The sequence below is a fragment of the Rhizobium sp. USDA 3886 genome, assembly GCF_056279785.1.
The window spans coordinates 1102935-1124343 of record NZ_JBWCDC010000003.1 but is presented as its reverse complement, the minus strand read 5'-3'; the positions used below and the strand labels follow the sequence as shown (position 1 = coordinate 1124343).

At 57.8% G+C, this 21409-nt stretch carries 22 protein-coding genes and 4 pseudogenes; 10 read left to right on the top strand and 16 right to left on the bottom strand.

Features of this window, described 5'->3' with window-relative positions:
• Positions 1-154 precede the first annotated feature (154 nt).
• Positions 155-394 carry a DUF6894 family protein gene (locus tag ACZ9BX_RS28250; protein WP_476221489.1) on the top strand — a complete coding sequence of 80 codons (240 nt, stop codon included), beginning with the start codon at positions 155-157 and terminating at the stop codon, positions 392-394.
• Here ACZ9BX_RS28250 and ACZ9BX_RS28245 read toward each other — a convergent pair.
• Both ACZ9BX_RS28245 and ACZ9BX_RS28240 read right to left on the bottom strand, forming a co-directional pair.
• Positions 378-1121: a Crp/Fnr family transcriptional regulator gene (locus ACZ9BX_RS28245; RefSeq protein WP_476221488.1), complete on the bottom strand. Its 744-nt coding sequence runs from the start codon at positions 1119-1121 to the stop codon at positions 378-380. The two genes, ACZ9BX_RS28250 and ACZ9BX_RS28245, sit on opposite strands and share 17 nt — an antisense overlap.
• A gap of 385 nt (positions 1122-1506) precedes the next feature.
• Entirely contained in the window at positions 1507-1854 is a 348-nt protein-coding gene (locus ACZ9BX_RS28240; protein WP_476221487.1) for a hypothetical protein, read from the bottom strand.
• A 34-nt stretch (positions 1855-1888) separates the two neighbouring features.
• Here ACZ9BX_RS28240 and ACZ9BX_RS28235 point away from each other — a divergent pair, with 34 nt between their 5' ends.
• Positions 1889-2059, top strand: coding sequence for a hypothetical protein (locus ACZ9BX_RS28235; RefSeq protein ID WP_476221486.1), 171 nt, complete (start codon positions 1889-1891; stop codon positions 2057-2059).
• A 303-nt stretch (positions 2060-2362) separates the two neighbouring features.
• On the opposite strand, the gene ACZ9BX_RS28230 is transcribed toward ACZ9BX_RS28235, so the two are convergent.
• The 3 genes and pseudogenes from ACZ9BX_RS28230 to ACZ9BX_RS28220 form a co-directional block, all read right to left on the bottom strand.
• Positions 2363-3205, bottom strand: a complete 843-nt coding sequence (locus ACZ9BX_RS28230; RefSeq protein WP_476221484.1) for a cytochrome P450 family protein — start codon at positions 3203-3205, stop codon at positions 2363-2365.
• 184 nt (positions 3206-3389) lie between these two features.
• The gene (locus ACZ9BX_RS28225) at positions 3390-3944 is read right to left on the bottom strand and encodes an NADP-dependent oxidoreductase (RefSeq protein ID WP_476221482.1); all 555 of its coding nucleotides are present in this window, start codon (positions 3942-3944) and stop codon (positions 3390-3392) included.
• Between the two features lie 95 nt (positions 3945-4039).
• Positions 4040-4276 (bottom strand): annotated as a pseudogene (locus ACZ9BX_RS28220) (alcohol dehydrogenase catalytic domain-containing protein); the annotation flags it as partial.
• 304 nt (positions 4277-4580) lie between these two features.
• Between ACZ9BX_RS28220 and ACZ9BX_RS28215 the strand changes: the two are divergent.
• Both ACZ9BX_RS28215 and ACZ9BX_RS28210 read left to right on the top strand, forming a co-directional pair.
• Entirely contained in the window at positions 4581-5435 is an 855-nt protein-coding gene (locus ACZ9BX_RS28215; protein WP_476221480.1) for a glucose 1-dehydrogenase, read from the top strand.
• A 125-nt stretch (positions 5436-5560) separates the two neighbouring features.
• Complete coding sequence (locus tag ACZ9BX_RS28210; protein WP_476221478.1) at positions 5561-5932, top strand: SpoIIAA family protein; 372 nt, start codon at positions 5561-5563, stop codon at positions 5930-5932.
• Positions 5933-6204: 272 nt separating this feature from the next.
• Here the strand turns inward: ACZ9BX_RS28210 and ACZ9BX_RS28205 are convergent, their stop codons facing one another.
• A complete protein-coding gene (locus ACZ9BX_RS28205; RefSeq protein ID WP_476221476.1) occupies positions 6205-6780 on the bottom strand; it encodes a cysteine hydrolase family protein in 576 nt (191 codons plus the stop codon).
• A 616-nt stretch (positions 6781-7396) separates the two neighbouring features.
• On the opposite strand from ACZ9BX_RS28205, the gene ACZ9BX_RS28200 reads away from it, so the two are divergent.
• On the top strand, positions 7397-8026 hold the full coding sequence (locus tag ACZ9BX_RS28200) for a hypothetical protein (protein ID WP_476221474.1): 630 nt from the start codon (positions 7397-7399) through the stop codon (positions 8024-8026).
• A gap of 199 nt (positions 8027-8225) precedes the next feature.
• A complete protein-coding gene (locus ACZ9BX_RS28195; RefSeq protein ID WP_087006277.1) occupies positions 8226-8519 on the top strand; it encodes a hypothetical protein in 294 nt (97 codons plus the stop codon).
• Between the two features lie 116 nt (positions 8520-8635).
• Here ACZ9BX_RS28195 and ACZ9BX_RS28190 read toward each other — a convergent pair whose 3' ends face one another.
• The 6 genes from ACZ9BX_RS28190 to ACZ9BX_RS28165 all read right to left on the bottom strand — a co-directional run bounded on the left by ACZ9BX_RS28190 (position 8636) and on the right by ACZ9BX_RS28165 (position 13805).
• Entirely contained in the window at positions 8636-8893 is a 258-nt protein-coding gene (locus ACZ9BX_RS28190; RefSeq protein ID WP_476221472.1) for a hypothetical protein, read from the bottom strand.
• 1291 nt (positions 8894-10184) lie between these two features.
• Positions 10185-11288: a flavodoxin family protein gene (locus ACZ9BX_RS28185; protein WP_476221471.1), complete on the bottom strand. Its 1104-nt coding sequence runs from the start codon at positions 11286-11288 to the stop codon at positions 10185-10187.
• Positions 11289-11556: 268 nt separating this feature from the next.
• Positions 11557-11997, bottom strand: a complete 441-nt coding sequence (locus tag ACZ9BX_RS28180; RefSeq protein ID WP_476221470.1) for an HD domain-containing protein — start codon at positions 11995-11997, stop codon at positions 11557-11559.
• A 606-nt stretch (positions 11998-12603) separates the two neighbouring features.
• Entirely contained in the window at positions 12604-13035 is a 432-nt protein-coding gene (locus ACZ9BX_RS28175) for a hypothetical protein (RefSeq protein WP_476221468.1), read from the bottom strand.
• A 241-nt stretch (positions 13036-13276) separates the two neighbouring features.
• A complete protein-coding gene (locus tag ACZ9BX_RS28170; RefSeq protein ID WP_476221466.1) occupies positions 13277-13429 on the bottom strand; it encodes a Thivi_2564 family membrane protein in 153 nt (50 codons plus the stop codon).
• A gap of 145 nt (positions 13430-13574) precedes the next feature.
• Positions 13575-13805, bottom strand: a complete 231-nt coding sequence (locus ACZ9BX_RS28165; protein ID WP_476221464.1) for a hypothetical protein — start codon at positions 13803-13805, stop codon at positions 13575-13577.
• A 403-nt stretch (positions 13806-14208) separates the two neighbouring features.
• On the opposite strand from ACZ9BX_RS28165, the gene ACZ9BX_RS28160 reads away from it, so the two are divergent.
• The 3 genes and pseudogenes from ACZ9BX_RS28160 to ACZ9BX_RS28150 form a co-directional block, all read left to right on the top strand.
• A complete protein-coding gene (locus tag ACZ9BX_RS28160) occupies positions 14209-14568 on the top strand; it encodes a hypothetical protein (RefSeq protein ID WP_476221463.1) in 360 nt (119 codons plus the stop codon).
• A 305-nt stretch (positions 14569-14873) separates the two neighbouring features.
• Positions 14874-15116 (top strand): hypothetical protein, encoded by a 243-nt coding sequence (locus ACZ9BX_RS28155; RefSeq protein ID WP_476221462.1) that lies wholly within the window; start codon positions 14874-14876, stop codon positions 15114-15116.
• A 508-nt stretch (positions 15117-15624) separates the two neighbouring features.
• Positions 15625-16354: pseudogene (locus ACZ9BX_RS28150) on the top strand (c-type cytochrome); the annotation flags it as partial.
• Between the two features lie 641 nt (positions 16355-16995).
• On the opposite strand, the pseudogene ACZ9BX_RS28145 reads toward ACZ9BX_RS28150, so the two are convergent.
• The 3 genes and pseudogenes from ACZ9BX_RS28145 to ACZ9BX_RS28135 all read right to left on the bottom strand — a co-directional run.
• Positions 16996-17488, bottom strand: a pseudogene (locus ACZ9BX_RS28145) (GNAT family N-acetyltransferase).
• Entirely contained in the window at positions 17485-17775 is a 291-nt protein-coding gene (locus ACZ9BX_RS28140; RefSeq protein ID WP_476221460.1) for a type II toxin-antitoxin system TacA family antitoxin, read from the bottom strand. The pseudogene ACZ9BX_RS28145 and the gene ACZ9BX_RS28140 overlap by 4 nt, the downstream one beginning before the upstream one ends.
• Before the next feature lie 187 nt (positions 17776-17962).
• Positions 17963-18160 (bottom strand): annotated as a pseudogene (locus ACZ9BX_RS28135) (hypothetical protein); the annotation flags it as partial.
• A gap of 332 nt (positions 18161-18492) precedes the next feature.
• Here ACZ9BX_RS28135 and ACZ9BX_RS28130 point away from each other — a divergent pair.
• Positions 18493-18726: a hypothetical protein gene (locus ACZ9BX_RS28130; RefSeq protein ID WP_476221459.1), complete on the top strand. Its 234-nt coding sequence runs from the start codon at positions 18493-18495 to the stop codon at positions 18724-18726.
• 658 nt (positions 18727-19384) lie between these two features.
• Here the strand turns inward: ACZ9BX_RS28130 and htpG are convergent.
• On the bottom strand, positions 19385-21277 hold the full coding sequence (htpG, locus tag ACZ9BX_RS28125) for a molecular chaperone HtpG (protein WP_476221458.1): 1893 nt from the start codon (positions 21275-21277) through the stop codon (positions 19385-19387).
• Between the last annotated feature and the right edge of the window lie 132 nt (positions 21278-21409).

Sequence of the window (21409 nt, the reverse complement as noted above, 5' to 3'; positions counted from 1 at the left end):
AAACGCGTCCGTGCGAACGCAAGTGCCTGTTAAGGCGGATTGGACAAGCGCGCAGCCCGATCTCGGCCGGCGAGAAAAAGCAGCACGCACCGCTTTTTTGAGACAGCGTCATGAGTCAAACTCTCACTTCGCTCAATGCGAAAAGGAGCCGGCAGTGCCGCGATTCTACTTTAATCTTGTCACGGGCTCGGGCGTCGTCGTCGATCCTGAGGGCACAGAGCTTGCAACCCTCGACGAAGCGAGGTCGGAGGCGATTTTTGATGCACGCACGCTCATGAGCGAGGCTGTGCTGCGCGGCCGTGACATTTCCGACCAGCAAATTCACATATGCGACGATGCGGGAACGCTGCTGGCTATCGTCGCTTTTGGAGACGCGATCAGGCGGTGCGAATGAAGGGGCCAGCCTTGATTGGAATTCCGATCAAACGTTCGTACTCTGCTTCAGGCAGGCCATAGCACCCGCCAGCGATTTCTTCGAGCTTTTCCCGGCTGAGAACACGGACGTTGCCGCGGGTCGCCGTGATAGCGTGGATACCTTCAAGGATATGCAATTCGTTGGTGACACCCGAACGCCGGACACCAAGCATCAACGCCAAGAACTCGTGGGTGAGCGGCAAATCGGCCCGGCCAAGGCGATCATGCGACATCAACAGCCAGCGGGCAAGTCGCTCCTGTATACTATACCGGCCATTCGCCAAAGCGGAGTGCGCAAGCTGCACCTCGGCCGAATGAACGTAGCGTAAGAGGAGGTCGCGTGTCGGCTTGTCCCTATCGACCACCTGCAGCAAGAGGTCAACAGGAACGGCAATCCCTGATCCAGCAACCTGCATGAAAGTGCGGTGCGGAGTGCTTTCGGCCATGAGCAAAACATGGTAACCGCCCAGGCCTTCACGTCCGACATGGCCGACTTCGACCTTCTCGTCATCCACACTAGTCGCCACGATCGAGGCCAATCCGTCCTCGATGAAGTAGACGTAGCTGCTCGGCTCATTGGCCTCCGTAAGAACATACCTTAGCGGAAGATCGACAGCCTCCATAGCGGGTCGAAGGGCCTCGAAGGACTCAAGTGATAAAACGCGAAGGAGCCTGTTTCTCACCGTCGATTGGTTAAATGGCGACATTGTCTCTCCAATCGGCGGGCAACCTCGGCCCATACCGGAGCGCCACGATCAAGGAATCTGCTCGTTTATGCGTCAAAGCTTTGCGCGATTCCAGAATGCCTGGAGCCTCTGTACGGTTTTGACATTTCTCCGAAATCGGTCGACGTGGCCGAAATAGCCCGGGAGGGTAGCGCCGCGTTCGTCTGTGGTTTTCAGACGCCAGGAAACTGCCGCATCTCTTCCGGCGGCGTCGTCCATAGGCCTGCCACCGCGTTCAAGGCCATCGCGGTTTCCTGGAAGGCCAAGAGGCTGTTGCGCGGGTCTGATTGAAACCATGCGCTCTTTCTTGCGGCTTGGGAAGCTTAATCGCTGTCGGCGGCGGGGCTTGCAGGAGAACGCGAAGACGCTATAGACTTGGATAAAGCCACGTAAGAAGCGCAATCCCGACGGCGATCGACGCCATTACGACGATAAAGACGCGTAGCCATCCGGTCGCAACGGTTTCCGGCGTGGTGCGGTTCGTCCTAGGCTCGCGCATGGACACGTCGTAATCCTCCTGTCCATCGACCGGATCTGCCCGCTGTGTTCGCCGGGCAATCTCGATTTCTTTGGCTGTCATCGGTGTGCCGGCAGCTTCACCATCGGTCTCCATAGGTGCAAGTGCCGGATCGAAGCCAGGCTTTATATCCCCGGTTAATCCTTTCTGAATATCGCCACGGACCTGCGGGGCGGTTGCTTTCTTTTCTTCCCTCATCGCAAACCTCCTCATCGATTGCGCGGCGCCCTGGATGGCAACGAAATCAGGAGAGGCTGGCTTCATGTGCGCCGAGAGCGGATTGACAGAGATCGCGGCCATCCGCCTTGACGCAATCGCAAGGCTCTCGATGTCGCGGCGAAATGCCTTGGCAGTAACGGAGCTCTTCGGCGTCGCGTTCGTTGTCTTCAAACATGAGGAATAAGGAAATGTTCCCGATTTCTGATGTCGGCCCCAAAGCAGGCGGGCCATTCGCCGAAACATGGAAAATGCGACAGGAAACACGCCCAAGGGCGGCAAGAGCGGTTCCTGTCGCATTTCGTGCCACAGGAGGCTTATCCCCTCCAGGGCTCAGGCGGATAACGCGAACCACGAAGAGGGAAGGTCAGCCGCGTATCCGACGGTTGAACACTGAAAAGGATTTTATGTTCCCGTTCGGAAACGTACAGTTTGCGCTGCTTGCACTGCGCCTGCCGTCCACCGCCGATGTGGATGCCTCCCTGGCCGATCAGGTAGCCCGGACCCCGCGGATGAAGAAGCCGCTCTTCGGCAGCGCCGGTATCTGGGCCAGATCGATGCTGAGATCCTGAAGCGGGATCTCATACTGTATTCTGCCGCACAGTAACCTCGCCGCCTCCTTCAGGATTGCAATCGTCAGCCACTCACCGGGAGCCGTAAAGACGATGAACCGATCGATAGCGACCATTGGTCTCAGCACATTCAATAGCTCCACGGCAGCGACAGCGGGACCAAGCTCTTCGCCATCCACGTCTCGATGGTGGGCGATGATAGAAAGCGCGTCGCCGTCGTCCAACGGCAGTTTCCCTTCTCTCGCACGCTCGACAATCGAACGCGCCCAGGCTTCACTTCGATTGCGAAGATGGCGCGCACGCCAATTCGCTGGTCCGAAACTGCCTACGTCGTCGACCATCGCGCCCAGCTCTTCCACGCGATCATCGGTCTCGTCGTCGTCGAGCGGCACGCCTGCCCAAGCAAGCGCCGTCCGCGTCAGTACTTTGCGGATCTCGTCGTGGAAGCGGATCTCGGGGAGAGTGCTCCAGGTATCGATTCCCGCCAGAAACTGATGGCGGAACAGCTCGACTGCTCTTCGTAGCGGAACGTCGCTCATCATCCTCATGAACATCCGCTTTCGGACCCGATGAGGCTCGCCTTCCAGCGCGTGCATGCTGCCTTCGTCCTGAAGGAGATGGAGAACGGACTTCGGCATGGCGTTCTTGCGAGACAGGCGACCACCGCCGTAAAATATCTCTGCTGCCTCCGCAGCGCGCATGCAGATGACCGGCGTCAGCATGATGCGCGTGCTGAAGGCGTCGACCTGTGTGCGTCGCAAATGCGCGAGATGCACGTATAGCCGTCGCGAAGAAAGGAAACGGAGCTCTCTAGGGCAACATGCGGAATGCCGTCCGCCGCTGTTTGGTGTGTCTGCGCTTTCCACCTATTGACGTTCCTTCCTTACCTCTTCGCGCGCCTGACAACACTTGCTGGCCTGAACAGTGCCCGAATTTAGATATGGATCAGCCGAGCACCCTGAGAACGATTTTGCCTCGAACCTGCGGTTCCTTCAGCGCTTGATGTGCCTCCGCTGCCTGATGGAGATCGTAGATCCGATCAATCACGACCTTCACCTTGCCCTGATCAATCAACGTGGCAATCTCTTGCAATTGAGCGCCGTTGGGCTGCGCGGTGTAGCGGCCGGCACGGATGTTCTGCTTTTTGGCCCGTTCGGCGTCAGGCTCCGACAGCGTGGAAATCAGGGCGCCACCGGATTTTACGACGCTGAAGCTGCGCTCCTGTGTTTCGCCACCAACCAGATCGAAGACGACATCGACAGGTTCCACCATGTCCTCGAAGCGCTCGTTTCTGTAATCGACGACCTGATCGGCCCCAAGCTGCTTTGCAAAGTCCTTGTCGGCGGCGGACACAGTCGTTGCCACCCATGCGCCCTTCGCCTTGGCGAATTGTATCGCGAAATGCCCAACGCCGCCTGCGCCGCCATGAATGAGGACGCGCTGGCCCGTGCTGAGATTGCCAAGATCGAAGAGCCCTTGCCAGGCTGTGGTCCCCGCCAATGGCACGGCCCCGCAGTGATAGGATCGAGCGACTTGGGTTTCATGGCAACTTCACTGGACTTTGCGACCGTGAATTCCTCATATCCGCCATGGCCAGGAGACAGGAAGGCAAAGACCTCGTCGCCCATGAGGAAGCTTGACACCTCATCGCCAAGATCGGCGATTTCACCGCAGACGTCCCGGCCAAGGACACAGGGCAGCTCCCTCTCCATTACGGGAGGATATTTGCCTTCCCTCACCTTCACGTCGACGGGATTCACGCTCGTGGCGAGAACTTTGATCACGACTTCGTTGCCCGCCGGAAATGGTTCATCGATGGTTTCGACTTTCATCACCTCCGGCCCGCCGAAGCGGTGAATTCGAACGGCTTGCATGGGAGCGTCCTTTCAAACGGTTTTCAGCATCATCGCCGGCTGCCTCTAACGGCCTTTGGGCATACAAGTCTCTTCGCCCGGCGAACTTTCGGGGAAGCCAAAGGTTCCCTTCAAAGATCCACTCGTCGGGCAGTCCCAAGCGGCGACCTTGACCTGGGGACAGACTGGGCTGCCGGGTCTGCCGTTCACTTCACATCCGCTCATTTCGGAACTTTTAGGCGTTGCAAATGTTCGAGCTGCATCGGACAAAGAGGAAAATCAGATGCCAAGCTACCCTACGTCGTTCCCGCCACAGCAGCAGCCGATGCCAGGCCTAACGCGACCCATGTATCCGGCCCCGGATCATGGCGAACAGTCCTACAGGGGTTCTGGCCGTCTACTCGAAAAAAAAGCGATCATTACGGGCGCGGACAGCGGGATCGGCAGGGCTGTTGCGATCGCCTTTGCGCGCGAAGGCGCAGATGTCCTGATCTCATATCTGAACGAGGACGAGGACGCGCGAGAAACGCAGCGCTGGGTCGAAAAAGCGGGCCGCAAAGCCGTCATCGTTCCCGGCGATATTCAGTCCTCGAAGCACTGCCGCATGATCATCGAGCGCGCTGCCAGCGAATTTGGCGGCATCGACATCTTGGTGAACAATGCGGCGCATCAGGCGACATTCTCCGACATTGCCGAGATTTCCGACGACGAATGGGACCTGACCTTTAAGGTCAATATTCACGCAATGTTTTACCTGACCAAAGCGGCTGTGGCGCACATGAAACCCGGCGGCGCGATTATCAATACCGCGTCAGTCAATGCAGACATGCCTAACCCCTCGCTGCTGCCCTATGCGACGACGAAAGGCGCCATACAGAATTTTACCGCAGGGCTAGCCCAACTGCTGGCGGAAAAAGGCATCCGGGTCAACGCCGTTGCTCCTGGACCGATTTGGACACCTCTTATTCCATCGACGATGTCGCCGGAAGCCGTTGAGACGTTCGGCCAGCAGGTGCCAATGAAACGTGCCGGTCAACCTGCCGAACTCGCGACGACCTATGTAATGCTTGCCGATCCGCTCTCAAGCTACGTCTCGGGGGCCACCGTCGCTGTGACGGGCGGTAAGCCGCTGATCTGAGACGGGCTTCAGGGTTGCTGTGGAAGAAGCGAGATCCCGGCGCGCCACGATGTTTGCGCCTGTGGAACATCCTTCCACGATAGGTTTTGGTTGCAGTGCATGAGGCCCATTGAACGGAGGAAATAATGATCGAGCTCATAATCGCTCCGGACAACGTCGCGGCGTTTCGTGTTGCCGGTACCCTCACGGCGGACGACTACGAAAAAGTCATACCTGCCATCGAGGAGAAGCTGGGTGATCATGAAGACATTGGTGTCCTGGCGGACCTCACGGATTTCGAGGACATGACGGCCGATGCTCTGAAACGCGATTTGCAATACGGCTTAAGCAAGCTCAGCGAATTCCACCGGTTTAAACGCGCTGCCGTGATCTCCGATAAGCAATGGATTAAAGCGGCCACGGGTATGACGGGAATGATTTTCCCGCAGATCGACGCCCGGGTCTTCCCGCAGGAGCAGAAAGCCCAAGCCATGAGTTGGGTGTCTGATATTCAATAATTGTAGCGACCAGCGTTTGTTTACCAAAACTCCGAAGGGTCATGAGCAGCACCCGTGAGGTCGAGAAAACCATGCAGCGACAAGGCAAGTGGCGCGTCGATCACTTGTGATGACCGACGGGCAGAAGCGCCCAATCTGTAGCCTGGGGGCACTACCGCCGGAACTATCCGCCTGAAAGTCGGCAAGAGGTGTCTGGAAAACGAACCCAACGCGGGCATAAGATGAAGGCTATCTCCGTTCCAAATGGCCACGGAGCGTCTCCGGCGAGCGGGTCAAACCTCCCTCAGGAATTTCTCCGTGGTCGTGACATCGAGCTGAACCGAAAACCTGCCGCCGAGGAGTTCAAGCGAAGCATCATGCGTCTCGTCGGCCCCGCTGCAGACGGCATCGCTCAGAAGGATGGCTCGGTATCCGAGATCGATCGCACCAAGCGCGGCCGCCAGGACGCAGACATCCGTCTCGCCTCCAGTCAGCACGACAGTCCCGACCCCCTCTTCCGACAGCATCCTGTGAAGCCGTCCGCAGACCCAGGGCGAGTATGTCATTTTGTCAAAGACGCGCGCGGGAGGAACCAGAGCCTTCAGGGCAGGAACAAGGTCAATCATCTGCGGGTCGAGATGCTCCATCGTCATCATCCGCCACTTTTCATAATAGGTTCGCCACATGCCAGGGAGGTCTTCAGGCCGGTCTGGCGGTATGAAACGTGTAAAGACGGTCCGATCTGGATGGGAACGCGCGAGTTCCACAATTTCTGGCGATACCTCGCGCATCCACGCTACATGCCAGGGCGTATCCTCCGAGAACATCCGCTGCATATCGATGCAAAGATGAATCCATCCGCCTGTCACGTTTATTCCTTTTATTCCTGGATTGCCGCGTGGCGAGCCATATCGTCGTCAGATAGCCTTCAGTTTGGCCCTTTCAAGCACGTTCCTTTGCGGGACATTAGTCAGATCGGGACGGCCTCGACAGAACAGCGTGTTTCGCTGGCGAGCTTGAAGGGTGATGCTTTGAACGTCCCAGATAGGACCGACGTTTCTGGCCAGTTCCAGCATTCATCCTGACTTTTCTTTCAGCAACGGAACTCGCGCTGATGCTAGCCGTTCTCCATTCCAGGTCGACGGCCCGCCTCTGATTGTGGAACCTTTTGGTCCGCCATCGTGTGGCGCCGGCATCACCGGGAAAAAATGTGAAGGCGATGTTGCAGCATCAAGCAATGGCAGGAACCGCGAATGACGGCGGCATCCTGCCGCCGCTGGGGCCAGTTTTGTGGCCGTTGCGGCGCCACTTGGAAAAGACTCAAGCTGACGAACCTCCCGAGGGCCGTCACCGCATCACCATTCGCCGTGTCCAAATGTCACGCCGGTTCGGCAGCAGCAGCACATTAATGAATTCGGCAATCTCGAGGCTTTCCTGCCGGGCGTTCTACGCCGCAGAACCTCGAGCCGAGATTGCGAGGGAGCGATGACGGATCGCCGCGTGAAAATGGCTGTTAGCTCGGAGGCGGACGAAAGCAAGACGCGGCGGCGGGTCCTGCAATTCATGACCACCGAACATTTCGTATTGCAGACTGCCCGGGCTGCCACGATCCAGGAAGCCAACCAACGCGCCAACTTGTTCCTGACATCGGTATCGAGCGCGACAATCGCTCTCGCTTTCGTTGCGCAGGTCACAGACATGGGGCATGCGCGCGGGATCGCACGGATCCGCCACTATTATATTGAGGTCGCGCCTCTGATGGAAAAATATCTGGTCCATTCGACCCATGACGACGATAAGGCTGTACTGAGCGACAGGGCCGTAAAGCAGTCGCGCTGGCAGTCGTTCATGAGCACGGCCGGCGCGGTGAGCGTCATCGCTGGCATCTTTGCTGGCGTGGTCGTGAAGGCGATCGCCGGCTTGACTGTGACCGTTTCCAGTTCTCCTGGGAATGGCAATTTTCGCGCGAAACGTCTTCCTTATGCGGCGTTACCACGTTCGAGCCTGGATAACCGCAGAGCAGAGAATGACGGCACTTTTTCCGAGCACATCCGATCACCGTCAATCACAGCTGTAGACCAATGCACGCGATCGCCTGCATTCGTATCGCTGTAAAGATGGCTGTCCTTCAATGAGTGAAATCTGGGACAAGCGGCGTTGCAGACCAAAGTCTGCGGCCGTTCTGGCGGAACAGACATCGGCTTGGTCGGTTCTTCTGATGCGAAGCCAGGGTGAAAATCCCTGCAAATCTCGCCGGGTACGTCGGACCAGGAAACCTATGGTATAAGTTCAACTCTGACTGAAAGGGACCGATTTGAATACCGCCAATCTGCAGTTAGAGGGGCTCTACATGGCCCTGGTAGCAATGAATAAAATGATGGTCGAAAAGGGCATCATCAGCCACTCAGATGTTTGCGCCGCGCTGACTGAGGCGGAAGCAGGTGTCAGCGCGGGTAACTTGCCTCAGCTGTCCGATTCCAACCGAAAAAGTGTGGTTTTCCCGATCCGGCTTCTGCTTCTGGCCAACGAGGCCGCGGAAAGAGGTGAAAACCCGGAATTTGCAGACTATGCGCGCTTGATCGGTAAGCAAAGCGAGGTTTCGGAATAAGCATGCTTGGGTGGCGAAAACTCGACCGTTACCCTTCCGGCGGAGATGCCCAGCCGGTCGGGGCATTTTCTTGACAACGGGCCGCGACCTCAAACTGTGAACCTGAGCCAACGGCATCAAATCCGATGGTGGCGGTTGTTTTCCTCCGCTCGCGGCCGGCTGCGTGCTTCAAAGTTCTCCAAGTCCTCGTTGCGAAGCTGAGCGATCGCCTCCATGGCTTCGTCAGCCTGCCAACCGGCGCGCAACGCGGCCGCGACTAAACGCACTTCCAACTCCTGCTCGAGCTTCAGATAGAGACCCTCCAACGCCTCCTTGGCGGTGACGATATGTTCGTCGTGTGAAATGACATCAGGAATTCTTGCGGCTCGGTGCATTATCCTTTCTCCTTCGCTCTCATGCTGATGCCCCTGTCTCAGAGAGGGAAACAATAGCGCCGCACGCAGCCCTGCATGCGGATAGTCTCTTAGACGGCTGCCCTTTCCTGGCGGGGCCATCCACCTAGTCCCTTTACGACGTCACTGATTGATCGCATGGCCGTCCGATTGGATGGAGATTCATGTCGGAAGCATCAGCTGGGCGTATACAGATGCGGCAAGCGCCGCCAGGCTGAGAAGAAAGGCGAGGCCTGTCGCATCACGTGCCGCAGCGTAGAGGGGACCGTAATCCTGCGGCACTCGGACGATCGCTCTAGCAGATGGCGGTGTGAACTGGAGTTGGCAGCCCCCGCTACGCGGATCCGATATCTAACACTCCAACCGTTGCGATGGTTCCATTGAAATCTGGCCGCTTGATGTCGTGCACCCGGGAATGTCTTGCGGCAAGTAATTTCCAGCAGGTGGCAGTTCCGCCGAAGGGGCAAACAAGCAGCAAATCCTGTGACCACCTGCGATGGTTCCGCTTACCGATTGCCTTGAGGACCGGACTCCGCTGCGGAAGCGGCCGCACCCGATCAGTGCCTTCGAGCGGGGCTGTGGCCGTTTGTTCTTGACCCGACGAAGAGATATGGCAATTGCCTCAAATTTCTCACACAAGGGCGGCGCTTTTTGTATCTCGACGGGAACATCTTCCATTGCCGTTGTTCGATATGGGTCGCGCGGCCGTTCTCCCATCCTCCACGGGCGACCGCGGTCCCTTTGCTAGTGCTGCCGCACGGACGAGCCAAGGTTGCGGACTTTAAGCGTGAGCGCGTGACATTTGGCGCGTTCCGAGCCAGAACAGGTCCTGTCGTCATAGCACTCCAGATGCCCATTACAACCCAGCCATAATACTGCGCGACGCAGACGTCGAGGCGCGAAAGCACATGTGCCGAGTGCCGAAGCAATGCGATCTGCTCCACCACCGCTCTCCGACAGGACACAGTGCTCGCCCGCGATTTCCCCGCGGCCTCAAAGGAACCAGGTTGCGACAAGCCCGAGGCTTGCGAAAAAGACCCCGCCGGATGCAAATCTGATAAAGCACGACAGCACAGGCCACGAGATGTATAAGTTTGCCTGCGAATTCGAGATGAACGGGCGAATATGGACCGTAGCCTTTTTGGGCGCATTCGCAAAACGATGCCGAACACCGTCGGGGCCATGAAGCGCAGCTTGCGTTGTATCGGCCAGATCTACAGCGAAGGCGAGTTGTAAATGCAAGCGCCCATCGAGCATGATGAGCGTAACCGGTTCACTTTTCGCGCGGTTGGCGAAGATCTTCGTCAGCAGTAACCTTCTTGCCCGTGCGCTTCGCAAGGATGGCTCCAAGCAGGGTCCGCGCTGCGTTGCGCACCTCCTCCTGCATCGCTGTGTCCTTGTCGAGCGCCTCATGGCTCGTGGCGTAGGGTTCCCAATAGCCGATGTAGCGGCTTACTTCTGCCATCGTTCCGGCTGGGATGAGGTCCATGGACTTGAGCCACTCGGAAACGCCGCGTCTGGCATCCTCGGCACCTTCCGTATCGCCATGGGCGACAACAGCGAAAAGGCGGTCTGCGAGATGGCGGGGATAGTTCCAACCTTTCATCTCCAGTTCTTTCGCTTCCTTAGCGTGCTTGCCATGTGTTGTCGTCGGATCGGGATTGCCGCCGTCAGCGCAGACGAGCCGGTCCATCATGAGTTTCAACGGTGACGAGGTATGGTACCAATTCACCGGCGTCACGATCATGATGCCATGTGCCTCAACCCACATCGGGTAGATGTCATTCATCCAGTCATGGATTTGGCCGAGCGAATAGTTCGGGTAGCAGGAGCAGGGCCAGTGACAGAGCGCAGCCGACGTCGAGAAGCAGGCTTTGCACGGATGTATCTGTCGGCCGTATTCGGAGCAGAGGCGGCTGAGATCGAGGAACTTCACGTCGATTTCAGGCCGGCCGGCGAATATCTCCTTGGCAATCTCGACCATCCTGAAGCTCTTCGAAACCTCGCCGGGACAGGTATGCTCGCTGCGTGACGAGCCGTTGATCAGGAGGATGCGCAGCGGCCCATTTTCGTTATCATGCCGAACCCGCGCGGCACGAATGGCGTCTCGGGCATTGAGCCAGTCGACCGACAGATCGTAGTCCGGATCGCTGAACTCCGGTCCTGCTTTCCGCGTATTCGGGCTCTTTCGAGAATTAAGATAGGCGTCCCAGGCCGCGCTCGCGATGCTGTTAAGTTCACGGCCAAGCGGCCCGTAGGCCTTATCCTGGAACTGGTTCAGGAACCGCTTCTTGAATTCGGCTTCCCTGAGGCGCGGACTGGGACTGCCCTTCCGAGGTTCGAGATCGTGCGGGGGGAAGACCGGTTCTGCGGGCATGATATCTCCAAGGATGAAAAACCGCAGGCAAACCTGCTCTCGGTCGTCTCTTCTGAAATGCCAGCTCTACAACTGGCTATGGTTTCTTCTGTCGGCGCCATAATGGTCTGCGGATGTCGTCCATTCGACTTCCCGACGCAAGCCGAACCAGGACAGCAAGGGCCTGCTTGTCGCCCGGCAGCGCATGCTTCAGTGGCGCAGCCGACGTAATGTGGGCGCGCGCTTGGACCGGCATCTCTGGTCGCCCGACGAACAGCCGCCGATCCACTTATTCTTCTCGTTCATGATGCCGCCTTGTCTCAGAAATGATCGTCAACCCTCGATCGTACTTGGATGTGTCGGCGCCGATTTGCTGCGCCTGCGATCGATTGTCCTCAAGGTCGGCCCGCTTTACGCGCCGCGCGATGTCGTTCGAAATCGCGCGGCGGATAAAAGGCTCATCGTCTTCATTCTGTCTTCTAGTAAGGGCATCGACAGCGGAAACCACCGCCGGAGGAAATCCTTCTTCCTTCAGACGGTCAACCGTCCAGCCCGTCCCTTTCTCCGCCACGTCATGAAGGTAAGCGACGATCTTCTCCTCGTCACCGATAACCGCCAAGGCGACGCGACGGCAGTGCTCGAAATATGGCGCGCCAGTCTTGTCTGTCTGGCCAGCGTGCGCCTCGGCTGCAATCTGGGCAGCATGGTCGAGATGAAGTGAGGCCTGCATTTTCGTCGCCGCTCCTTTCGTCCTCCATTGAACGATCACGAAGCGCACTAGTTCCCGCAGCAGACATGCAGCCCGCGTTGGTCAGGGCTGACGGACGTCGCTACTCTTGTGTGTCGACCGAGATTGGAATGGGATCCTGCGCAATGGCGTTGCAAAAAGCCATAGCGTTGATTTCGCCAGGGTTACTCATCGCTCATCAGAGGCCCGGCGCAAGGATGCGCCGGGCCTCTGATGTCGAGCGCTTGGGAGGAAGAGCCGACTGGATGGCAGCGCAAATCGCATCGCGCCATGTCGCTTGAACTTTGCACGCCATTCATTGTTCCATTTTTTGCCGCCGGGGAGCCAGCGATGCTTCGCTTTAAAGTGAAGCTTGCCGAGAGCTTCCCGAAGCCGCGGAAAACATGGGCCGCCGCGTCAACCGGAAAGCGATCTGGGGATGAAGCTCCAGCGTTTGCAATCTTCACTGACAACTGACGCTCCGATGTGCCTGTTAGTCGTCGCATCAGCGGCGGCGGTGATGGCCTAGAAGAAGCCTCCCGCTCCGGCAATCCGCGTGACCCTCGGCCAGCTTCAACTATGCCGGACCTACTGTTGCATCTGTCGCTCTTAAGGGCGGGATTTCGCTTCGAACCGAGCGATGAGCAAAGGTATGATGGCAGCCGCAACCGCACCCAGTGGGAGCCGTCTCAGCACCCGCGCGCCGACCGCGGTCGCGGCCATTGCAGCGGCAAGTTTCGCCCACGGGTACGCGCCAAGCTGGGCATGAGCGCTGGCGTCGGCCCATTCGGCCTTGGATCTGGCGACGGCAACCGTCTGCTGCTTGACGAGCGAGAGCCTTGCACCAAGGATCTCGATCTCATTGCGCACGTGGTCGAGGTCGTCTTTGATCCGCTGCAGAGGTGCTTTCGACAGAGCGTCATCTGCGGGAGGTGTGAGTACTTCCTCGGCCGGGGCTTCGGCCTCGAATTCGGCGAGATGAGCCTGCAGGCCGGCGTCGGTATCGAGGCCCTTCGAATGTTCTATGTCGCGCCGCGTCATGATGTTTTCTCCTTACATTGCGATCACAGCACAACGCGTATTTCTTTAAAAAGATGCATCTGTCCGGTGGTTCGCAACCCCTCAAATGCTTCATCGCTAACACCATGGAAGGTCCGCGCACCCGCTACCAGCAAGGGGCGGTGTGCAGCGTGAGATTGCCTTCAGCTGAGGTTGGGGCTCCCCGCGTCTTTTTTTTGTCGTCGGCCAAGACAGGTCCTTACCGGCACTACCAAACGGCTAGCTACTTCAGCAGCGAAACAATTCCGATGATTATGACAACGATCTGCACGATCTGCCGCATGCGGGCATCGATCGGCAGCCGCTGAACCAAGTACAAGACGAGAATGATTGCGAGAAATGTGATTAGAATTCCAATTGTCACCGAAGCGCCCATTTATCGTCCACTCCTGGTATCGTATTCCTGGTTTTTGTTCGTCATGGCCCTTCCATTTTTTCCCATCTTCTTCGGTCTTGAGTCCGATGAGAATCAAGCTGCGATGCGCCCGATCGACGACTGCCACGGTCAAAATGAGTAGAGTTTATTCCGGCACACCGTGTGCCGGACCTTCGTCCTTAACTTCACGCGGCGTTGGTGTGGGGATTGCGCCATGGTCCAGATTTTTCAGATCCTGCCCCTTCGATCCGCCCACACCTGCTGCTTGCGCATGATTGCGGCTTGCGCGTCTGGTGTCTTGCAGAGTCCTTGCCTCTTCGATGAGGGAGGCCAAGTCTTCATCCGAGAATTCGGAAAGGTCAAAGGTCTTGGTCATATCAATCTCCCACATGGTTCGGTTTCTCCAATGATAACGCGCAACTTGGCAAAACGACCCAATCAGCAACGCCTATGCTCCCCGCCAAGCTCTCGAGCCGGGCTATCAGGCGCCTCGCCTACACCGTCATGAATCGACGGCAGACAGAGAAGCGTGAGGGCATGCCGCAGCGCAGTCGATGAAGTAGAGATGATAGGTGCGGCGACCGTTCCGGTCAGATCTCCATTCGGCTTAGCCGACCTCGAGTGGTCTGCAAGGGGCGTTGGTCGCCGCAACGCTTTTGCCGCGCGCATCCTCTGGATAACCAGCCACCGTCTAAAATCCAGTTCTGAATTGAGCGTGGGAACTTCGCCCCGCGATCGTCGTTCGAAGATCGAAATTGCCGAGCGCCTTAAGCCCTCCCATGACAGATGACGACAACAAGAAAACCGCGCCAGGGGACTACATTGCAGAGATCGATGGAAAGCGCAGAAAAGAAAGCGGTCGTGCGCTTTTGATCATTCTGATTGCTGTGATGATCATCGTCGGCGCACTCTTGCTTGTTGTTTTGATGATCGATGCCGTCCAGCATGTCGAAGGCAATCTTGGCTCTGCCGATGATGAAAACAGCCGCGATTCAGCGGTATTCCATGAAACTCAACGCCTAGGACTGTGCGCCGCAGACGCACGCGCCGCCATCATCGCGACCGAAGTCAATCCGCCGAAATGCACCAATCTGGATTGGGGGTGCGAGCCTAGTTGCCTTTCGTGGCAAAGACGCTAAAGCGGCGAACGCGATGTCCGTGCCCACGGGCTTTTACCACTGTCATCGTCCCGGCCCGCAATTTTCAGAACATTGGGCTAACTTTGTCTCCACGAAGACGATCCTGCGCGCAAAGCCGAGGTCGGTCGGCAGTGGGAAGACCAGCGTCTTCAAGTTCTGTGATGAGATGCAAGCCGAGCGCTTAGTCGATGAGATATGTCCGAAAACGTACAATACCTTTTTGCCATCCGCGCCTTCTGCCATAGTGTTTGCCGGCGTCCGCGAGGTTTCTATCGGGTCGAGCACTTGCTTCACGGGAGGATGTCATGGTTGTTTTTGAACTCCTCTCCTTTACGGACGAAGAGGTCGATCTCATCACCTCCGGCCTCCGCCGGTGGTCGCAGAAAAATCACATCGATGTCCACAGCGAGCGCGGCGAGGATGCGGTGAAGCGCGCCATCGGACTTGTGAGCTGCGGCGTTAAGTGCGTGGATGAATTGGTTGCAAGGCTCGACGAGAATTGCGCGCCGCCTCCCGCTGAGCCTCCTTCTCATCTTACTGGCGAGTAAATGTCCACGCTGACCGGCTACGAAGGCGTTTCATCTGCTTTCGACGAGAACATCGCACCCCCAGCGTTGCTGCGCCGGTGAACTCTCAGCCCGAAAATCTTCCAAAGAGCCCTTCCCGCAATACCCACTGACTATAGGACTTTCAAAAATCGCTTCTTCATTGGCACAAATCGGTCACTTCAATGTTGGATGCGCAATGGAGGCTGACATGAGCAACAAGAGATAGTCCCGCGGCTGACCGACAGGCCGAAGAAGCCACCGACCGGCCAGGCTTCCGGTCGGCTGACCAATGGCAGCGGTCGATCGGTTGAATCTTACGAAGAAACCGCTAGACACGCGCGCCGGAGGCTCTCCGACAGTCCTCGCGAGGAGTTTTTGAAGGAAGTGCGAGCGCCGGAAAGTGCTTCGCGGCGGAGGGCAGCATGACCCAATCCACCGCCAGCCAGTTCGCTTGTGGCTAGCGAGCGGCAACGGAGGACGCAAACGACACTGGTTATGGCCACTCGCCATTGTCATCGCGGTATTGTTTGCTGCGCTCTGGTTCATCACGGCGCCGAACCCCCGTTTTGAGGCCGAAGATCGGACAATGACGGGAGGCGATGCGGGCCGCGGGCGGTTCGTCTTCGCCGCGGCCATTGCGCTTCTTGTCATGCAACTCCAGGCCAGTCCCGATCCGCTCAATTTGGGTGGGGGCCTTGCGTCGGCATCTCCTTTCGGAACATTCCGCGTTCCCAATATCTCACAGGACCCCGTCGACGGAATCGGATCGTGGTCAACCGCTGATCTGGCAAATGCGTTGATCTCCGGTGTCTCGCCGGCTGGCGAGCATTACTATCCCGCCTTCCCCTACCCCAGTTATACTGGCATGCGCATCGAGGACATCAAGGATCTCTATGCGTATTTGGAAACGTTGCCGGCCATTTCCGGACGCCCGCCACCGCACGACCTTGCTCTGCTGTTCCGCATCCGCCGCCTTCTTGGCTTCTGGAAGCTGTTTTTTCAATGAAGGTCGAACCGAGGCGCGCCTGAATGGCGATCCCGTCCATGATCGAGGCGCCTATCTCGTGGAAACGCTTGGAAATTGTGCTGACTGCCATTCGACCCGCGATGTCCTGGGAGCAATCAGAGCATCGACACGCTTCGCTGGAGGTTCTGATCCTGAGGGTACAGGTTTTGCTCCGAACATCACTCCGAGCAAGATCGGCCACTGGTCCAAGCACGCGCTTTCCGTTTTTCTGTTTTTACACAAGCACGGGCTCACGGAATGAACGCCGTCGGGCTGCCGCCGTGTGCTGATGTAAAATCGGCCGGCATGCACGGTATCGGGCGTGCCTTCGAGCTTTGACTGCCATTGCAGTGAGGAAACGCCGAAGGCGGCATGCTCAATTGATCGCCACAGGGCAATAATCGTGCTGCGAGAGGGACGACTTGCCAGCGGCGCGATTGGCCGGCCACTGCTGCTCGATACTGCGGATGAAATCGAGACATGGCTGACAGACTAGGAACATTTGACCTTCTCAAAAGTTCGGAGAAATGGATCGTGCGGCCAGCTCTCCTGTAACCGTGCTCTTCCCCTTGCACGTGGCTGTGCGGTCCGCCTCAATTCTTCGCGCATTGGTACGTTTGCGTACGGAAACCATGATCCATATGACACGTTCATCTTTCGAACGTGTCTCGACGTTCCTCTAGTCAACAACTAGCCCCGATTTCGTCGGGGCTCTTTGTAATGAAGGAGCGGATGTGATTATTCGGACATGCCCGCGGCATTACGAGAATCGAGCATAAAAAGCGTTGTCGCTTGGGCGAAGACGTCGCACCGTGCCTCGCCACACCGGGATGCACAGGCTCTCGTCAATGCTCTCAGGCATTTCGGCCTCGATCAATTCATCGCGCTGTTCAGATCATGCAGCCCGACCATCAGGATCATAGGGTCGGACGGTGAAGGACGGAAGCCGACCGCCTCATAGAAGGCTTGCGCGTCATCGGAAATCGCATGCACCAGCACGCCGCGGATACCGAGGATTTCAGCGGCATTGAGCAAGCGCAGACCTGCGTCGCGCACTAATGCCCTGCCGATACCGCGCCCCTGATAGGTCCGGTCGATGGCGAGGCGGCGAGCACGGCAACCAGAATCGGATGGGGATGTTACGCCGGAAACGGCCAGGAGCTTCCGGCTGCTTCACGGCACCGGAGGCGAGCGCATAATAGGCGATGACGTGGCTGCCCTCGCACACGACGAAGGTACGTGATGCACCACCTGCCTGATTGGCGCGGGCGCGCCGATGCAGCCAGTCATCCAATTCGGGAACGCCGGAATTGAATTCGGCCGGTTCGTGATGATCGGCCAGTGGTGCCGGTGCACTGAGGGTCACGCCTCATCCCACGGCGCTTTTGTCAACATGGTACGTCTCAGACGCTCATTTGGCTGTGCGGGCGCATCGAGCCGGGCAAGGTACTCGGCATAGATTTCGGGCCTGACCGTGAATATCGTGCGGTCGAGAAGCACTTCCTCGGCGCGGCGCTCGGACGCCTCCAGCATGAAATCCGTGCGCGTCTTGCCAAGCAGCTCGGCGACGCGGTCGATCAAGTTGCGGGTCGCCGGCTTGATGCGCATATTCAGCGCCACGCTGGCGTCCGGGCTTTTATTGGTGTGCGACATGGGAACGAGAAAACTCGTATCTCCACCTACCATAACGTAACGACATCATCTTTACAGAGTTTCCGTAATGATACTGTCGTTACGCCGGTACCCTAGGTCGCGCTGGGCTTGCTTCTAGCCAAATAACCCCACTGAGCCTGCGATTGCGCGTGTAGTCGCTCATTTGCCTACCTCTCGATCGTATGTGGGGCGACCACCCGCGCGTGATGCCGCCGCTTGGCACGCTCTCCGCCAAGGCCAGTTGACGCCGCAGATGCTTGCAGTCGAGTAGCAAGGTCGTGATTGCTGCCTTGGCGTCATCGTCATGAGACGCGACCATCGCCTGCACCTCCCAATCCAGATCGGTGCCGTCCGGCTGAGTGGCTTCGGTTACTAATGGGCGCACGTACTTTCTCACCGCGCAGCGCACGGTTCCCCAAATTTTGAGCTTCGTGAAATGCCGTTCGATCGCGGCGCGTATGTTCTCATTCAGAAATGAGTCAAGAGGCCAAAACAATTGGGCATTCAGAGAACAGGCTAACATGCCGCCCGCGATGAGACGCCGCAAACAAGTGGTGAAAACGATCCAGGCAGGCAGATGTCATGGCATTCCCCGATGACACCTGAAGGATCCTCATGTATGGTTGCCGCCGGGTGGATACCGGCATCAGGTGGGACTCGGTCCGATGCTCGGTTTCAATCGCGTGGCATACGAGTGGGCAATGTAGGAGTTCGCGGATGCTGGAGTTGTTGGCCTTGGAGCCCGAATGCTTCTACTGGGCAAGACGTAGGGAAACCGGGGGCGCCTGGGAGGTAGTGCAGATTTCGACGGTATTCGGCGCCTGCCGCGACTATTGGACCATCGCCAGAATCGGATCAGATGTCCACGACATGGTGGACGACTACGAGTTTCTGGTCCGGGTTGCGTTGCCGGAGGCGGGTATTATTCCTCTATCGCAGGCCGCCGAGTAAGCATCGACTGGTGGAAAGGGCGACTGCGGTTAGTAGTCATGGCTCACGCTTCTTCTGCCCGATTTCGTCCACCGCCCCAACATCTACTGCGTGCCGAGCCTACCAAATTGGCCCAGCCGGTGTTTGACGGTGACCAGCGACGGGACCTCACAGAACGTCCGGATGACTGGACGCGTCCGGTCAGGGAGCCAACCCGACCTGATAACGTCCGGCCACCTGCCAAAACCAGTTCGCACCGAGATCGGTGCGGCGCTCCGCCGTAGACACGGCGGTCCTGCCGGTTCAAGCAGGGCAAAGCAGAGCTCGGTATCGTCGTGGCGGCCATGGTAGGCAATGCCGTCCGCCGCCACGGGATGACCTGATAGAGCTTTTGACAAGTTTTGCGGCACGTCATAGGAGAGGCCATCATTACGCAAATGCCAACTTCGACAATTCCGGCAGCCTTCCTGAAGCAACCGAATAGCGTGAAGGGTCCGAGAGCGGACCAATCCAATTCCCTGCGGTCTTGCTCCTCAATACCTCAATTACACTCATGCCTCCGCTGAGGCCTTTCCCGACGAGATAATCGCGCAACAAATTGTTGCCGATTCCTTGGGGCCATAATCTCTGGCTCTTCGAGCCGCTGAAGAGTCCGAGCGAGGCCGCCGCCAAGTCTCGATCAAGATTCTAACGCTCTTTGGAACACCCGAGTCAATCTCTCGGCAAAGGCACGCGGATCTGCGGGCTTGTCGCCATCAAGGATCCGTGCTTGGTCGAGAAGGAGCAATGCTGCGTCTTCCCTTAGTGACGAGCTATCCTCTTGGGCAGCAATTCCCTTCACCAGCGGATGCTCGAAATTGACCTCGAGGATCGGCTTTGCCCCCGATTGCAGCCGCCCGGCGCTCTGCAATATCTTTTCCATCTGGCGGTCGTAGCCCTCTTCCGGTGCGACGAGGCAGACTGCGCTTTCCGTCAGCCGATCGGAGGCGCGGACATCCGAGACCTGGTCTGCAAGCGTGTCGCGGGCAAAGGCGATGAAGCGCTGGACATCGGCCGATGTTTCGCTTTTCATGCCTGCTTCTTCATCAGGCTTGGCAAACTGTGCCAGGTCGGCTGCCCCTTGCGTGATCGATTTGAACGTCTTTCCATCGAATTCGGGCGCGTGCATCACCCAGAAGCTGTCGATGGAATCCGTCAACAGCAGCACCTCGATGCCACGAGCGCGAAATCCTTCCAGCTGCGGCGACGCCTTGAGCTGATCCAGGCTGTTGCCAGCTAAGTAGTAGATTGCGCTTTGATCCGGTTTGGCATCCTTGACGTAATCGGAAAGCGAGCGGTAACCATCATTCGAAACCGTGGTTCTGAAACGCGACAGAGCCATCAGCTGCGAGCGCCGCTCAAAATCCTCATAGATGCCTTCCTTGACGACCGGACCGAAATTCTCCCAAAATTTGATGAACGCGTCCTGATCGCTCTCGGCGAGTTTTTCGATTGCTGTGATGATCCTGGTGGTGATGCCTTTCCTGATCGCCGACAGAACCGGGCTCGCCTGGATCATCTCGCGCGAAACGTTGAGGGGAAGGTCTGGGGTATCGACGAGGCCCCTTACAAAGCGGAGATACCGCGGCATGAGTTCGGTGTCGCCGGTGATGAAGACACGCCGTACATAAAGCTTCATCCGGCCCTTGCGGTCAGGATCGAACATGTCGAATGGCTGTGATCCGGGAACAAAGGCGAGGGCCGTATATTCATGCCGACCTTCGGCCTTGAAATGAACAGTCAGGGCAGGCTCGTCATATTGTCCGGAAATGCCGCGATAGAAATCCGTGTAGTCTTCGGTCGAAATGTCATTTTTCGAACGCGTCCAAAGCGCCGTGCCGTCGGTCAGCTGGATCGGTTCGGCGTCCCGCTTTTCAACCATCGTGATCGGCACGGGAACGTGGCCGGATTGTTCCTTGACGATGCGCTCAACCGACCACCGCGACGTATAGGGCTTGGCGTCCTCCATCAAATGCACAGTGATGCGCGTGCCGCGCGCCGGGGCATCCGCCATATCCGCGGGGCCGACGCTGTAGCTGCCCTTTCCATCCGACGACCACAACCAGACCTCATCGGCGCCCGCACGCCTCGAAGCCACGTCGACGCGTTCGGCGACCATGAAGCAGGAATAGAAGCCGACGCCGAACTGTCCGATCAGTTGTGCGCCGTCGCCGGCCTTGTTGGCCTCAATGCGCTCCATGAAGGCACGGGTTCCCGAGCGGGCAATGGTGCCGAGCCCCTCGATCAATTCGTCACGGCTCATGCCAATCCCGTTGTCCTCGACGACCAACTGGCTCTTTTCCTCGTCGAGCGACAGCGTGATACGGCTGTCCTTGTCGTCTGCAAGCAATGTCGGTGTGGCAATCGCCTCGAACCGCAGTTTTTCGCAGGCATCGGCGGCGTTCGAGATCAGTTCACGCAGAAAAACATCCCTATCCGAATAGACCGAATGCACCATCATATGTAGAAGGCGCGCCACATCGGCCTCGAAGACGTGGTTTTCGGCAGGGTTTTGCGTGGCGGTAGTCGTCATGTGTCATCATCTCCGTCATGATGGGAAAACCATCGCTCAGGTGGCAAGGACTTCGATTGAATTCAAGATGTGAGTCGGTCTTTATAGCAGGCCGTCGGCCCTCATGCAGCGGTCAAGATCTTGACGTCTCCT